The 14511-nt window shown below is 64.3% G+C and carries 12 protein-coding genes; 8 read left to right on the top strand and 4 right to left on the bottom strand.

Annotated features, from left to right (window positions below):
* Window positions 1–37 precede the first annotated feature (37 nt).
* On the bottom strand, window positions 38–559 hold the full coding sequence (locus QW881_RS30590) for a MarR family winged helix-turn-helix transcriptional regulator (RefSeq protein ID WP_315740267.1): 522 nt from the start codon (window positions 557–559) through the stop codon (window positions 38–40).
* Between the two features lie 400 nt (window positions 560–959).
* Here QW881_RS30590 and QW881_RS30585 point away from each other — a divergent pair, with 400 nt between their 5' ends.
* Together QW881_RS30585 and QW881_RS30580 are read left to right on the top strand one after the other, a co-directional pair.
* Window positions 960–2489, top strand: a complete 1530-nt coding sequence (locus QW881_RS30585; protein ID WP_315740266.1) for a porin — start codon at window positions 960–962, stop codon at window positions 2487–2489.
* 666 nt (window positions 2490–3155) lie between these two features.
* Entirely contained in the window at window positions 3156–4685 is a 1530-nt protein-coding gene (locus QW881_RS30580; protein ID WP_315740265.1) for a porin, read from the top strand.
* A 129-nt stretch (window positions 4686–4814) separates the two neighbouring features.
* Here QW881_RS30580 and QW881_RS30575 read toward each other — a convergent pair whose 3' ends face one another.
* Window positions 4815–7166: a transglycosylase SLT domain-containing protein gene (locus tag QW881_RS30575; protein WP_315758603.1), complete on the bottom strand. Its 2352-nt coding sequence runs from the start codon at window positions 7164–7166 to the stop codon at window positions 4815–4817.
* A 309-nt stretch (window positions 7167–7475) separates the two neighbouring features.
* Here QW881_RS30575 and dapA point away from each other — a divergent pair, with 309 nt between their 5' ends.
* The 4 genes from dapA to QW881_RS30555 are packed head-to-tail and all read left to right on the top strand — an operon-like array spanning window position 7476 to window position 9924.
* Window positions 7476–8366: a 4-hydroxy-tetrahydrodipicolinate synthase gene (gene dapA, locus QW881_RS30570; protein WP_315758602.1), complete on the top strand. Its 891-nt coding sequence runs from the start codon at window positions 7476–7478 to the stop codon at window positions 8364–8366.
* A 27-nt stretch (window positions 8367–8393) separates the two neighbouring features.
* Complete coding sequence (gene mscL, locus QW881_RS30565) at window positions 8394–8810, top strand: large conductance mechanosensitive channel protein MscL (protein WP_315740262.1); 417 nt, start codon at window positions 8394–8396, stop codon at window positions 8808–8810.
* Window positions 8810–9283 (top strand): SsrA-binding protein SmpB, encoded by a 474-nt coding sequence (smpB, locus tag QW881_RS30560; protein ID WP_315711387.1) that lies wholly within the window; start codon window positions 8810–8812, stop codon window positions 9281–9283. Before mscL ends, smpB begins: the two co-directional genes overlap by 1 nt.
* A gap of 56 nt (window positions 9284–9339) precedes the next feature.
* Window positions 9340–9924, top strand: a complete 585-nt coding sequence (locus QW881_RS30555; protein ID WP_315758601.1) for a peroxiredoxin — start codon at window positions 9340–9342, stop codon at window positions 9922–9924.
* A 17-nt stretch (window positions 9925–9941) separates the two neighbouring features.
* On the opposite strand, the gene QW881_RS30550 is transcribed toward QW881_RS30555, so the two are convergent.
* Together QW881_RS30550 and QW881_RS30545 are read right to left on the bottom strand one after the other, a co-directional pair.
* Window positions 9942–10628: a uracil-DNA glycosylase gene (locus QW881_RS30550; RefSeq protein ID WP_315758600.1), complete on the bottom strand. Its 687-nt coding sequence runs from the start codon at window positions 10626–10628 to the stop codon at window positions 9942–9944.
* Complete coding sequence (locus QW881_RS30545; RefSeq protein WP_315740259.1) at window positions 10609–11259, bottom strand: NYN domain-containing protein; 651 nt, start codon at window positions 11257–11259, stop codon at window positions 10609–10611. Before QW881_RS30545 ends, QW881_RS30550 begins: the two co-directional genes overlap by 20 nt.
* 371 nt (window positions 11260–11630) lie before the next feature.
* Here QW881_RS30545 and rpoZ point away from each other — a divergent pair, with 371 nt between their 5' ends.
* On the top strand, window positions 11631–12023 hold the full coding sequence (gene rpoZ, locus QW881_RS30540; protein ID WP_006612728.1) for a DNA-directed RNA polymerase subunit omega: 393 nt from the start codon (window positions 11631–11633) through the stop codon (window positions 12021–12023).
* 169 nt (window positions 12024–12192) lie between these two features.
* A complete protein-coding gene (locus QW881_RS30535) occupies window positions 12193–14493 on the top strand; it encodes a bifunctional (p)ppGpp synthetase/guanosine-3',5'-bis(diphosphate) 3'-pyrophosphohydrolase (protein WP_315758599.1) in 2301 nt (766 codons plus the stop codon).
* Window positions 14494–14511: the final 18 nt, after the last annotated feature.

Here is a 14511-nt window from a genome sequence, read left to right as displayed (position 1 = left end):
TAAGAGGCGGTCGGGCCGTGACCGCCTCGGGGGGGCCTCAGAGCCCCATCGTGAGTCGCGCGCTGGCCTTTTCGAAACGGTCCTTGAGGCCAGCCAGCTTGTCCGTGAAGGTCGCGAGCTCACGAGCGTCGAATTCCTCGAAGATGAAGCCGAAGATCTGCGCCTGCTGAGCTTCCAGCTCGGCGAACTGCTCCGATGTCTTGGCGGTGAGCGACATCCGGACCACGCGCGCATCGTTGGGGGCTGGCTTGCGTTCCATGAAACCCTTCTTCTCGAGCAGCTTCGACTGCGTCGTGACGAAGGAGGGGTCGACGTGCAGCCGCTTGGCCGCCGCATTCACGGCAACTCCCTCGCCTTGATCCAGTTCGGAGATCGCCATCAGGATCATCCATTGCGGGCCACTGATGCCGATTCTCTTGGCCCAGAAGTACCTCAGCTCCTCCAGATGGACGTTGATCGTGGAGATCTCCCGGGCGAAGCGAAGAATGGCGTCGCGATTCTTCGGCAGATGTTCGGCAGTCTTCGGTTGCGCGTCCGCTTCCACAGGTGCGGCAGACATGTTCTTCAAGGGCGCCATTGCTCAGGAGTTCCGGTACGAAGCTCGACCCTAAAGAAAAAAAATCCGCAACAAAATCACTTATCTAGGAGGACATCCGTCGTCCCCCGTGCGCTGCACAACAAGCTGCCATTGTGTTGCCCTCAAGACACATTTCGGCTTCATTCAATTACCTGACTGCATAAACTATTTTGCTTACCGAATGAGCGAAGGCATAGTTCCTGGCGACGGTGGGGGGTTACTCGATCGTCCCGTGACAGGTGGTTCGCTTAAGTCCCTCGCGTGATGCGGGTGTGTCCGATGGCGCGAAGCGGCTGAAGCGGTTTTTCGGGAGCGGAGGAAGCGGATCGTCCTGGGGGATCTTGGTCCGGTTCTTTCTCAAAAGAGCAACTTGGAGGTTTAAATGAAGACGGTTAAGAGCCTTGTCCTCGGCTCGGCGGCAGCTCTGCTCGCCATGTCCGCGGCTCAGGCGGCCGACCTTCCGATCAAGGCCAAAGCGGTCGAGTATGTGAAGGTTTGCTCCCTGTATGGTGCGGGCTTCTACTACATCCCCGGCACCGACACCTGTATCAAGCTGGGTGGCTACCTGCGCGCCGAAGTGGTCGCCGGCAGCAACAGCATCTTCAACGGAACGTTCAGCGGCCAGGGCGGCGCACACAACCGCCTCAGCAACTACTACACCTCTCGTGCTCGTGAAGATCTGAACATCGACACCCGCACGGCGACCGAATACGGCGTGGTCCGCACCTTCGCCGACCTGACCTTCAGCTGGACCTCGGGCGGCTATGCCGGCACGGGTTCGGCCACCGGTGCGACCGCCTACTCGACGGCGGGTGCGCCTGGCGCTCAGGCCGACGGCAACATCGCGCAGGGCTCGCTCGGCGTGTACTATGCCTTCATCCAGTTCGCCGGCTTCACGATGGGTAAGGCCGTGTCGCAGTTCGACACGCCCTGGACCAACTATCCGGGCAACAACTTCGACGGTCTCGCCGGCGGCGGCGGCACGGTCACCGGCGTCAATCAGCTGAGCTACACCGCGGACTTCGGCTCCGGCATCACGGCCACGGTTTCGGCTCAGGATGCGACTGCCTACTACCAGAACAACCTCTGGAACGTGGCTGGTTCGACGGCGGCTGGCGTGATCGGTGGTGCTTACGGCACCAGCGCCTACGGCGGCAACGTTGCTCCGGACTTCGTCGGTATGGTCCGCGTCGACCAGGCCTGGGGTCTGTTCCAGGCGTCGTTCGCGGCGCATGACAACCACGTCGCTTACTACGGCGCGTCCGAGACCTCCGGCCATCCGGCCGACAAGTGGGGTTGGGCGGCTCAGCTGGCCCTGTCGATCAAGAACATCCCGACCGGACCTGGTGACACGATCAACGTGCAGGGCGTCTACACCAATGGTGCGAGCCGCTACAACATCCAGAGCCTGATGCCGAACAACTACTCGATGTACGGCAGCACGGGTCTGGCTGGCGCCTATCAGAGCATCGGCTTTGCGGGCGTGGGCGACTCGGTCTTCACGACCGGCGGTGAGCAGCAGCTGACCACGACCTACGGTATCCGTGGTGCTTATACGCACAACTGGAACCCGGCCTGGAACACTGCGATCTACGGGTCTTGGGCTGCCGTCCGCTACAACGGCACTGCCAAGGGCCTGATCTGCACCAGCCCCGGCGTTGTCGCGGCCTTCAACGCGGGTTCGACCTGTAATCCGGACTTCGATCTGGCCACCATCGGCCTGATCACGCGCTGGACCCCGGTCAAGAACCTGACCTTCTCGGCCGACTTCGCCTACTCCTGGCTCGACCAGAAGCACTCTGGTTCGGTGACCTCGCCGGCGGTTGCTGCCGTCGCGAAGCCGGCCGCTGTGTACGAGATCAAGGACCAGCAGTCGGCTGTGCTGCTGCTCCGCGCTCAGCGCAACTGGTGATCCAGACCGTCTCATGACGGTTTGACCAGCCCCCGGCAGGCAACTGCCGGGGGTTTTTCTTTGCCTGGCCAGCGCGTGCTCCAGCGCCGAGACCCGCATTCCTCGCCGCTCCGCTCTGTCGCTGACAAACATGCTGCAGACCCGCCCGAGAACCACACCGCGCGGCCACGCGACGCAATGCGATCTGGATGGAATTTCGCGACCGACTCGTGGCCATCCGGCTCAAACATCCGTGAGAGGCGGTTGCCGGGTTCGTTCGGGTCGACCGCACGTTTGAGCCAAGCTTGGCCTGCGTGACCTCGGGCAGGCGAGGGCGCGTGCCGCGATGGTCAGGCCGGAGAACTGGGAGACTCGCGCTCGCCGCCGTTCTCGGCGCCCGTCCTGCTGCATTCCCGCCACGACCGCGACATGCATTCGGCGGCGAAAGTCTTCCCCGACACATTACTCTTGGAGATTTGGCAGCCGTGTGCCGTGCCGCGGCCGCGCCACATGCGTGATCCGGCCGGTCACGAGAATGGTCCGATAAAGCACCAAGTCCGCCTCTCGATCGTTCCGACTGCAACGCTATGCGCGAGCACTGTGGTGCAGCTGGAGACGGGCTGACCGTGGGGGCGGTCGTTCGATGTCGAGCCGGGCCGGTCTGAACTGAGCAATTTGGAGGTTAGTATGAAGACTGTGAGGAGCCTTGTTCTGGGCTCAGGGGCGGCGTTGCTCGCCATGGGTGGGGCTCAGGCCGCCGACCTTCCGATCAAGGCCAAAGCGGTCGAGTATGTGAGGGTCTGCTCCATGTACGGAGCGGGATTCTTCTACATTCCGGGCACCGACACCTGCATCAAGCTGGGCGGCTTTCTGCGTGCCGAGGCAGGCTTCGGTACGAATACGATCTTCCAGAATGCCGTGAACGGCGTCGCCGGCGGGCGAAATCGTCTCAGCAACTACTACACGACGCGTTCGCGTGCCGACCTCAACATCGACACCCGCACCGCGACCGAATATGGCGTCGTGCGCACCTTCTTCGATGGTGTCTTCCAGTGGACCGGGGGCAGCTACGCGGGGACCGGCTCTCCCACGGGCGCGACTGCCTATTCGACGGCGGGCGCGCCTGGAGCGCAGGCCGACGGCAACATCGCGCAAGGCGGGCTCGGTGTCTTCTACGCCTTCATCCAGTTTGCCGGCTTCACCATGGGTAAGGCCGTGTCGCAGTTCGATGCGCCCTGGGCCAACTACCCCGGCAACAATTTCGACGGTCTGACCGGAGGCGGCGGCACCATCACCGGCGTCAACCAGTTCACCTACACCGCGGACTTCGGCTCGGGCATCACGGCCGCGATCTCGGCCCAGGATGCGACGCAGTATTCGCAGTCGCAGATCTGGAATACGGCAGGACAGACGGCCGCCGGCGTGCTCACCGGCAGCTATGGCACGTCGAATTTCGGCGGCAACGTCGCGCCCGACATCGTCGGCATGGTGCGCGTCGATCAGGCCTGGGGCCTGTTCCAGGCGTCGTTCGCGGCGCATGACAATCACGCCGCCTTCTTCGGTGCCAACGAGACGACCGGGCATCCCGCCGACAAATGGGGCTATGCCGGTCAGCTCGCCCTGTCGATCAAGAACATCCCGACCGGCGCCGGCGACACCATCAATCTGCAGGGCGTCTACACCAACGGCGCCAGCCGCTACAATTTCCAGAGCCTCGCGCCGATCAACTACGCGATGTATGGCGGCAGCAACATGGCCGGCGCTTTCCAGAGCCTGGGCTTCGCGGGCGTGTCAGATTCGGTGTTCGGGGCGAATACGCAGCAGCAGCTGACGACCACCTACGGCTTCCGCGGGGCCTTCACCCACAACTGGGATCCGTTCTGGAATACGGCGGTCTACGGCTCCTGGAGCGGCGTCAGATACAACAACACCGCGAAGGGATTGATCTGCAACGGTGCAGGCATGGTTGCTCTCGGCATCACGCCTGCGAATTGCAACCCCGACTTCAACATTTCGACGGTGGGTGTGATCACGCGCTGGACGCCCGTCAAGAATCTGACCTTCTCTGCTGACGTCGCTTGGACCCGGCTGGACCAGAAGTTCACCGGCGTGGTGAACGCACCGGCGGTCGCGGCCGTTGCCAAGCCGGCCACGACCTACCAGTTGAAGGACCAGGACTCGGTCTCGCTGCTGGTGCGCGCCCAGCGCAACTGGTAAGTGCGGGCGAATGGCGAATAGGGAGTAGCGAATGGCGGTTGACGACGGAGCGGAGCCCAGGCCTCGCTACTCGCTACTCGCTACTCGCTACTCGCTACTCGCTACTCGCTACTCGCTACTCGCTACTCGCTACTCCACCACCGCGCCGCGGCGCAGATCGGCCTCGATCTGCAGCCGCGAGCCGCCGCCGAAGCGGGCGCGATAGACCTGCAGGTTCTCCATCACCCGCTGCACGTAGTTGCGGGTCTCCGAGAAGGGGATCAGTTCGACCCAGTCGACGGCATCGACCTTGGGATCGCGCGGATCGCCATAGCGCTCGACCCATTTTCTGACGCTGCCGCGGCCGGCATTGTAGGCCGCGAACGTCATGATGTACGAGCCGCGATAGTCCTCGAGCAGGCCGCCGAGTTCGGCGGCGCCGAGCTGCGCGTTGTAGACCGGGTCGGTCTTCATCCGGTTCAGATCGAAGCTGACGCCCGCGCGCTTGCAGACGTAGCGACCCGCATCCGGCGTGACCTGCATCAGCCCATAGGCCTGTGCCGGCGAGACCACGGCCTGGTTGAAGGCGCTCTCCTGGCGCGCGATCGAGAAGACCACGCTCGGCTCGACCTCCGGTCCCAGCGAGCGGAACGCAGGAATGCCCGTGACCGGATAGGCGTAATGGTCGAACGGCAGCCCGCGATTGAGTGCGGCCTTGCCGACCAGCAGCATCGCTCGCGCATCGCTGTTTCGCGCGGCGATTTCCGCGAGTCCGACCAGCACGTCGGGGTCGCCATTGTCGCCCATGTCGGCGAAGATCGGGATCGCGACCTCGCCCTCGTCGAGCTCGTAGAGCAGCTGCACCGCGCGCACCACCTCGAGCCGCTCGACGCCCCGTCCGCGGCCGCTCGGCGCCGCATTGAGGCCGAGCTGCGGCAGGCCGAGCTTCGCGCGCGCCAGCTGTCCGTAATAGCTCGTGGACTGCTCGGCGGCCGACGTATAGGCCGCGCGCGCCTCCTGCATGCGCCCCATCGCTTCTGCCGCGCGGCCCTGCCAATAGCCGGCTCGCGCCAGGGTGGTCGGATTGACACTGCCGACGCCGATGCGCGCAAAGTGCTGGGCCGCGGTGGCCGGATCGTTGAGGAAACGCAGTGCGATCCAGCCGGCGGTGAATTCCTGCTCGGTCTTGTAGATGTCGCGGTTCGGCAGCGCCGCATCCCGCGCGATCAGATAGGCGCTGCGATATTCGCCGGTGTCGATCATCTTTCGCGCCAGCAGTCGGCGCTCGATCCACCATTCGTCCAGATTGTGCAGGCGGCCGGGATCCTTGGGCGCGTTCAGCATCAGCTGCGCCGCCTCGGCGAATTTTTCGTCGCGCCGCAGCAGTTGGATGCGGCTGAAGATATAGCCTGCATCGCCGTGGAGTTCGCGCGGCACGGCTTCGAGCAGGCTCTGGCTATTGGAGGCTTTGCGGTAGGCCGCGATTCGCGCTTTTGCCAGCGCCAAGTGGCCCGAGCCAAGCCGCCGGGCAGCGCGCATGGCGGCCTCGTGCTCGCTGCCATACAGCAGCGTGTCCATCCGCGCCTTGTGATCGCCGCCGGACAACAGGGCACCGTACTGGTCCAGGATGTTGTTCTCGGTCTCCTCGGACATCGCGTCGTTGCGCCAAGCATCGCGCACCAGGCGCTCGGCATTGGCGCGGTCGCCGCGATTGAGCATCACCCGGGCCAGCGCGAACTTGCCCTTGGCCGACAGCGGCGATTCGTTCTCGAACCAGGACCACACCACGGCATCGTCGCGCTTGTCGTCCCACAACGCGGCCTCGAGCCGGCGCCGCAGGAAGGTCTGTGACGGCCAGGACGGATTGGCGGCGATGAACGCGCGGTAGCGCTCCACGCTGGCATTGTTGTTGTCGCTGCGCAGGATCACCCACTCCGCGAGCTTGCGCGCCACGGGATCCGAGATCGCCTGCACGACCTCGGTGGCATCGCTGGGCTTGCGCTTGCGGACGAGCTCGATCACGTTTTCGAGCGCCTCCTTGTCGGATTGCGAGGTCGAGGACGTCGCGGCGACCGCAGCTGGCACCACAGGCTTGCGGGAGACGGGCAGGGCGGCATGCTGGCGGGCCGGCAGGCTCGCAGCCGCCGCGCCGGGGGTGATGTCCCTCGGCGCCGCGCGCGCCGTCTCGCCGGCGCCTTTGGGGCTGCTCTTGACCTCGGCCTTCGCTTCGGCCCGCGCGTCGACCTCGCTCTTGGTCCCGGCGGCCTCGTGGGTGTTCGTCTTCGGAACCGCGCTGCGCGCGATCGGACGCGCCTTCGGCACCGGAACCTTGGCCGCGGGAGCCTTGGATCCCGAAACCTTGGACCCAGCAGCCTGGTCCTTGGCGAGAGCGCTATGTCCGGCGAGAGCCCATCCGAGTGTCAGGCCGGCGGCCAAGGACACCGAGAGTGACACCGACAGGGCGGTCGATCGCAATGCAGTGGCGCGGGCAGAAAAGGGCACGGCGTTCCTTTTGCGGCGGATGACTTCGATCCCTGACCAACATGGGTCTATCGAAAAGGTGAACAAATCCTAAATATACCGGGAAGGACTGCAACCTGCGCCAACACCGCGGCGAAATCACGACCGAAGGGCGGCGTGCGGGCCGTGGGGCTTCAGCGAAGGGTGATCGCGGGCCTCGGCAATGCGATTCGAGCGATCCGTGTGCCTGTTGAGAAGGCAGCCCAACCGCGGGCGGGCCTTCCGCCTCGTCGGCAGACCCGGTATGAAGTGGCTCGTACAGGGGCCAAACGGCGTTTGGGAGGGAGTTTCATGGTAGCCAAGACGAATTTCCGGGGTTCTTTCACCGCCTTGGTCACTCCTTTCAAGAACGGGTCCGTGGACGAGGCCGCTTTTCGCAGCCTGGTGAACTGGCAGATCGACGAGGGCACCAACGGCCTCGTGCCGGTCGGCACGACCGGCGAGAGCCCGACGCTCAGCCATGACGAGCACAAGCAGGTGGTCGAGTGGTGCATCGCCGAGGCCCGGGGACGCGTGCCCGTCGTCGCCGGCGCCGGCTCCAATTCGACCAAGGAGGCGGTCGAGCTCGCCCAGCACGCCGAGAAGGCGGGGGCTGACGCAGTGCTGGTGGTGACGCCCTATTACAACAAGCCGACGCAGGAAGGCCTGTATCAGCACTTCAAGGCGATCAACGATGCGATCGGCATTCCGATCATCATCTACAATATTCCTCCGCGCTCGGTGATCGACATGTCCGTCGACACCATGAAGCGCCTGTTCGAGCTGAAGAACATCGCCGGCGTGAAGGATGCCACCGCGAGCATGGTGCGGGTGTCGCAGCAGCGCGCCGCGATGGGCGAGGAGTTCAACCAGCTCTCGGGCGAGGATGCGACGATCATCGGCTACATGGCGCATGGCGGCCATGGCTGCATCTCCGTCACGTCGAATGTCGCGCCGCGGCTGTGCTCGGAATTCCACCAGGCCTGGCAGAAGGGCGATGTCGCAACGGCGCTGAAGATCCACGACAAGCTGATGCCGCTGCACACCAATTTGTTCATCGAGTCCAACCCGGCGCCGGTGAAATACGCGCTGTCGCTGCTCGGCAAGATCGAGGAGAAGCTGCGGCTGCCGATGGTGCCGGTGTCGGAGCCGACCCGGGTCGCGGTGCGCGAGGCGATGGTTCATGCCGGACTGATCAACTGAGCCGACGTATCTGAGGGGGACGCGAGCATGTTGAAGGAATTCCGTGAATTCGCGATGAAGGGCAACGTCGTCGACCTCGCCGTCGGCGTCATCATCGGCGCGGCCTTCGGCGCCATCGTCACCTCGCTCGTCGCCGATGTCATCATGCCGATCATCGGCGCCATCACCGGCGGGCTCGATTTCTCGAACTACTTCATCCCGCTGTCCAAGACGGTCAATGCGGGCAACCTTGCGGACGCGAAGAAGCAGGGTGCCGTGCTGGCCTATGGACAGTTCCTGACCTTGACCCTGAACTTCTTCATCATCGCTTTCGTGCTGTTCATGATCATCCGTGTGATAAACAGGTTGAAGCGGAACGAAGCGGCAGCCCCCGCGGCGCCGGCGAAGCCCTCGGCCGAGGTCGAGCTGTTGACCGAGATCCGTGATCTCCTGAAAAAGTCCTGATGGCTGAAAAGAACGAACCCAAGATCACGGTCGCCGCCGAGAATCGCAAGGCGCGGTTCAACTACGCGATCGAGGACACCATCGAGGCCGGCATCGCGCTGACCGGCACCGAGGTGAAGTCGGTCCGCGGCGGCAAGTCGACGATCGCGGAATCCTATGCGGATTCGCGTAACGGCGAGATCTGGCTGATCAACGCCAACATTCCCGAATATCTGCAGGCCAACCGCTTCAATCACGAGCCGAAGCGGCCGCGCAAGCTGCTGCTGCATCGCAAGCAGATCAACAAGCTGATGGGTGCGGTCGAGCGCGAAGGCATGACGCTGATCCCGCTGAAGCTCTATTTCAACGAGCGCGGCCGCGCCAAGCTGCTGCTCGCCGTGGCCAAGGGCAAGAAGCTGCACGACAAGCGCGAGAGCGAGAAGAAGCGCGACTGGGGCCGCGAGAAGGGGCGCCTGCTGCGGGCGCGCGGCTAACGAGACCTTTGCCGTGCGCTCCTCGGCAGCACGCCCGAGCCTTGGGAAAGCATCCGATGAATCAGAAGAACCTCCTGGATGTCGACTGGAGCCGGATTCCGGCTCCGACCGACGACGGCGCAGCCGATCATCTGGTCGGGATGATCATTCCGGCGATCGGGCTGCGTGCCACCGACGACACGCTAGTCACGCTGTCGGATCTGCCGGGACGGACCGTGGTGTTTGCCTATCCGCGGACCGGCGAACCTGGCAAGGTGTCACTGGTCGAGGACTGGGACATGATCCCGGGCGCGCGCGGCTGCACGCCGCAGACCTGCAGCTTCCGCGACCTGTTCGGCGAGTTGAAATCAGCGGGCGCCGTGCATGTGTTCGGTCTGTCGACGCAGAGCAATGCCTATCAGACCGAGATGGCCTCGCGCCTGCACCTGCCGTTTCCGGTGCTGTCGGACGAGAAGCTCGAGCTGACCAATGCACTGCGGTTGCCGACGATGGAGATCGCCGGGCTGACCATGATCAAGCGGCTTGCCATGATCGTGGACGCCGCGCGCATCACCCACGTGTTCTACCCGGTGTTTCCGCCGGACAGGAACGCGGGCGATGTGCTGGCGTGGCTGAAGGACAACCGCGCATCTGGCGCGTGAGGGTGGGGCGTGCCGAACTAATCCAGCTCCGCCTTTACGCGCGCGAACACGGCGTGGAACATCTCGGTCGTGAGCACGCCGGTATTCGTGTTGTAGCGTGAGCAGTGATAGCTGTCGTACAGCCTGATCCTGCCGGCCTGGTGCACGGCGCCATGGGCGAAGGGCGCCGCGACCGCGCGCAAGCCCAGCAGCTTCAGCAGCGTGTCGTGGGAGATGCGGCCGAGCGCGACGATGCTGCGCAGCCGCGGCATCGCGGCGATGGTGGCGCCGAGGAAGCTCCGGCACTGGTTGATCTCGGCCGGCAGCGGCTTGTTCTGCGGCGGCACGCAGCGCACCGCGTTGCTGATTCGACAGTCCACCAGCGTCAGCCCGTCGTCGGGGCGGGCTTCGAACCGGCCTTTCGCAAATCCGTAATGTAGCAGCGTCCCATAGAGCAGCTCGCCGGCGTAGTCGCCCGTGAAGGGACGCCCGGTCCGATTGGCGCCTTGCAGCCCCGGCGCGAGCCCGACGATCAGGAGCCGCGCATCGGGATCACCGAACGACGGCACCGGCGCGTTGAACCACGACGGCTCACGCGCGCGCTGCGCCTCGCGGAACTCCACGAGGCGAGGGCACAGCGGACAGTCTCGATCGGGATTGGTCGAGGACGGGGTGGATGGCGCAGACGTGGCGTCCGTCCGCCGCCTAGTCGTCGAAATCGTCATCGGTGGTGGGGGTGGTCGTGGTGGTGCGTGCGGCCGGTGCAGTCGTGCTGCGCTGGAGGAATTGCGGGGAATGGTGGCGCGGCTCGCGCGGGGCGGGGCGCTCCGACGGGTCGCGGCCGAGCTTGGACTGCAACTCCATGAGGTCGGTGAAGACGTCGGCCTGGCGGCGCAACTCGTCGGCGATCATCGGCGGCTGGCTGGAGATGGTCGAGATCACGGTGACGCGAACGCCGCGACGCTGCATCGCTTCGACCAGCGAGCGGAAGTCGCCGTCGCCCGAGAACAGCACCATCTGGTCGATATGCTCGGCGAGTTCCATCGCATCCACGGCGAGCTCGATGTCCATGTTGCCCTTGACCTTGCGGCGGCCGCTGGCGTCGATGAATTCCTTGGTCGCCTTGGTGACGACCGTATAGCCGTTGTAGTCGAGCCAGTCGATCAAGGGCCGAATCGACGAATACTCCTGATCCTCGATGATCGCGGTGTAATAGAATGCGCGGAGCAGCGTGCCGCGGCTCTGAAATTCCTTGAGCAGGCGCTTGTAGTCGATGTCGAAGCCGAGCGTTTTGGCCGTGGCGTATAGGTTGGCGCCGTCAATGAAGAGCGCAATCTTGTTGGTCGAAGATGACATTCAGTGTCTCGCGTTCAGTTAGATTCTATTTTTGGCGCGACTCCAGTCGGTCGCGCATTCCATTTCAAGATACTGCCAAGGCGTCGGCTCAAGATACTGCCAAGGCGTCGGCGGTCCATCTGGTGTGAGGTTACCGCAAACGGGAGTGATCGGGGCAACAAAGGCGCACTTGTGACGACGTAATGAAGCGTTTTCTTGTCCAACGCCCGAATTCCGCGGGTCTGGACGGAGCGCCAGTCAAGGTTGCCGAATTCGGTACCCCTTGCCCCTTACCGAAACCTGACGCCAGTTTAGCCTTGCGAAAACCGGCCAGCCTCTATAACTAGCCCAGCATAATCAGCATATTAAGCACACAAAGGACCGGAGCGACAATGGCGCGCGTCACTGTGGAAGATTGTATCGATAAAGTCGACAACCGGTTCGACCTGGTCCTTCTGGCCGCGCATCGCGCGCGCATGATCTCGTCGGGATCACAACTTACAATCGATAGAGATAATGACAAGAATCCCGTCGTCGCACTCCGCGAAATTGCGGATTCGACCATTTCTCCCGAGGATCTGAAGGAAGAACTGGTTCATTCGCTGCAGAAGTTCGTCGAGGTCGACGAGCCGGAGCCGGACACGGTGCCGCTGATCGGCTCGGCCGGTGCCAGCGTCGATGCCGACGACACCGAGGTCGCCGTCGAGCGCATGACCGAGGAAGAACTGCTGAAGGGCCTCGAGGGCCTCGCTCCGCCGGAAGAGCAGCCCGAAGAGGACGAGTGACGGCCTCGTCGCCGTCAGCGCGCGCTCCAGTTAACTTGTGAGATTGTGAAGGCCCGGACCGCGTCCGGGCCTTTGCATTTGAACGTGATTCCGTGATTACCATAGGGCTGCGGCCAGCGCCTGCCGTCCGGCGGATTTGGTCACGAAGATAAAGGTTTAGTCATTTTCCATGGTGGTTTCGGGCCACATTCCTCAGCAGATGCAGGCGGCGGCCGAATCGGCCGCGTTGGCGCCTCCGCCGCCGGCTGAGCGGCCGCGGCCGCAGAAGCCGCGCTCCCGCATGATGCGGCAGTACGATCTGGTGGAGCGGGTCCGCTCCTACAATCCGGATACGAACGAGGATCTCCTCAACCGCGCCTATGTGTACGCCATGAAGGCGCATGGGTCGCAGACCCGCGCGTCCGGCGACCCGTATTTCACGCATCCGCTCGAGGTCGCGGCCATTTTGACCGACCTGAAGCTGGATGACGCGACCATCGTCGCGGCGCTGCTGCACGACACGATCGAGGACACCGAGGCGACCCGCGCCGAGATCGACCGCTTCTTCGGGCCCGAGATCGGCGCCCTGGTCGAGGGACTGACCAAGCTGAAGCGGCTCGAATTGGTCTCGCGCGAGGCCAAGCAGGCCGAGAACCTGCGCAAGCTGCTGCTCGCCATCGCCGACGACGTGCGTGTCCTGCTGGTCAAGCTCGCGGATCGCTTGCACAACATGCGTACGCTCGAATTCGTGCCCGAGGCGTCGCGCCGGCGCATCGCCGAGGAAACGCTCGACATCTATGCGCCCCTGGCGGGCCGCATGGGCATGCAGGAGATGCGCGAGGAGCTCGAGGATCTCTCGTTCCGGACGCTCGACCCGCAGGCCTACAGCGTGGTGATGCAGCGGCTCGATGCGCTGGCGGAGCGCAACCGCAATCTCATCGGCGAAATCGAGAGCCAGCTGGCGCGCAAGTTTCGCGACCATGGCCTGACGGCCCGGGTGTTTGGCCGCCGCAAACGGCCGTTCTCGATCTGGACCAAGATGGAGCGCAAATCGATCGGGTTCGAGCAGCTCTCCGACATCTTCGGCTTCCGCGTGATCATGCCGGATCTCGAATCCTGCTATCGTGCGCTCGGTATCGTGCATACGACCTGGCCGGTCGTGCCGGGCCGTTTCAAGGACTACATCTCGACGCCGAAGCAGAACGACTATCGGTCGATACACACAACCGTGATCGGCCCCGGAAAGCAGCGCGTCGAGCTGCAGATCCGCACCGAGGACATGGATCAGATCGCCGAGCTCGGCATCGCCGCCCACGCCTTCTACAAGGACGACATCGGCTCGCCGACCGAACGGCTCAAACGCGAATCGAACGCATTCGCGTGGCTGCGCCACACCATCGGCATCCTCTCGGAGAGCGCAAATCCGGAGGAGTTCCTCGAGCACACCAAGCTGGAGTTATTTCACGATCAGGTGTTCTGCTTCACGCCGAAGGGAAAGCTGATCGCGCTGCCGCGCCACGCAAACGTGATCGACTTCGCCTATGCCGTGCATACCGACGTCGGCAACAGCGCGGTCGGTTGCAAGATCAACGGCAAGTTCGCGGCGCTGTCGTCGGAGCTGCAGAACGGCGACGAGGTCGAGGTCCTGACCTCGGACGCGCAGTCGGCGCCGCCCTCGGCCTGGGAGACGCTCGCCGTCACCGGCAAGGCCCGCGCGGCGATCCGGCGCGCCACCCGCACCGCCGTGCGCGATCAATATGCCGGGCTCGGCCGCCGCATCGTCGAGCGTCTGTTCGAGCGCACCAAGCTCGAATATGCCGACGACAAGCTGAAAGGGGCGTTGCCGCGCCTGGCCCGCGCCTCGATCGACGACGTGATGGCGGCGGTCGGACGCGGCGAGATCAAGGCCTCCGACGTCGCGCGTGCGATGTATCCGGACTACAAGGAAGAGCGCGTCGTGCGCTACGGCGCCAAGAAGACGGCCGCCGCGCCGGCAGCCAAGGCTGCCGCGCCTGCGGCCGAGCCCCACCGCGGCCCGTTTGCCATCCCGATCAGCGGGCTCAATTCCGGCCTGCCGGTGAAGTTCGCGCCGAACGGTGGCGCCGTGCCGGGCGACCGCATCGTCGGCATCGTGACGCCGGGCGAGGGGATCACGATCTATCCGATCCAGTCGCCGGCGCTGAAGGATTTCGAGGAGGAGCCGGAGCGCTGGCTCGACGTGCGCTGGGATGTCGACGAGACCTCCCCGCAGCGCTTCCCGGCGCGCATTCGCGTCGAGAACGTCAACGAGCCCGGCAGCCTCGCCCAGGTCGCGACCGTGATCGCCGAGCACGACGGCAACATCGACAACATCAGCATGAGCCGCCGCTCGCCTGATTTCACCGAACTCACGATCGATCTCGAGGTCTATGACCTCAAGCATCTCTCGGCGATCATCAACCAGTTGCGCGCCAAGACCATCGTGGCGCGGGTCGACCGGGTGAATGGCTAATCTGCGGGGATGGCAGCG

Origin of the sequence: Bradyrhizobium sp. SZCCHNS3016 (assembly GCF_032484535.1) — a bacterium.
GTDB lineage: Bacteria > Pseudomonadota > Alphaproteobacteria > Rhizobiales > Xanthobacteraceae > Bradyrhizobium.
This window is presented reverse-complemented; position numbering and strand designations above follow the sequence as displayed.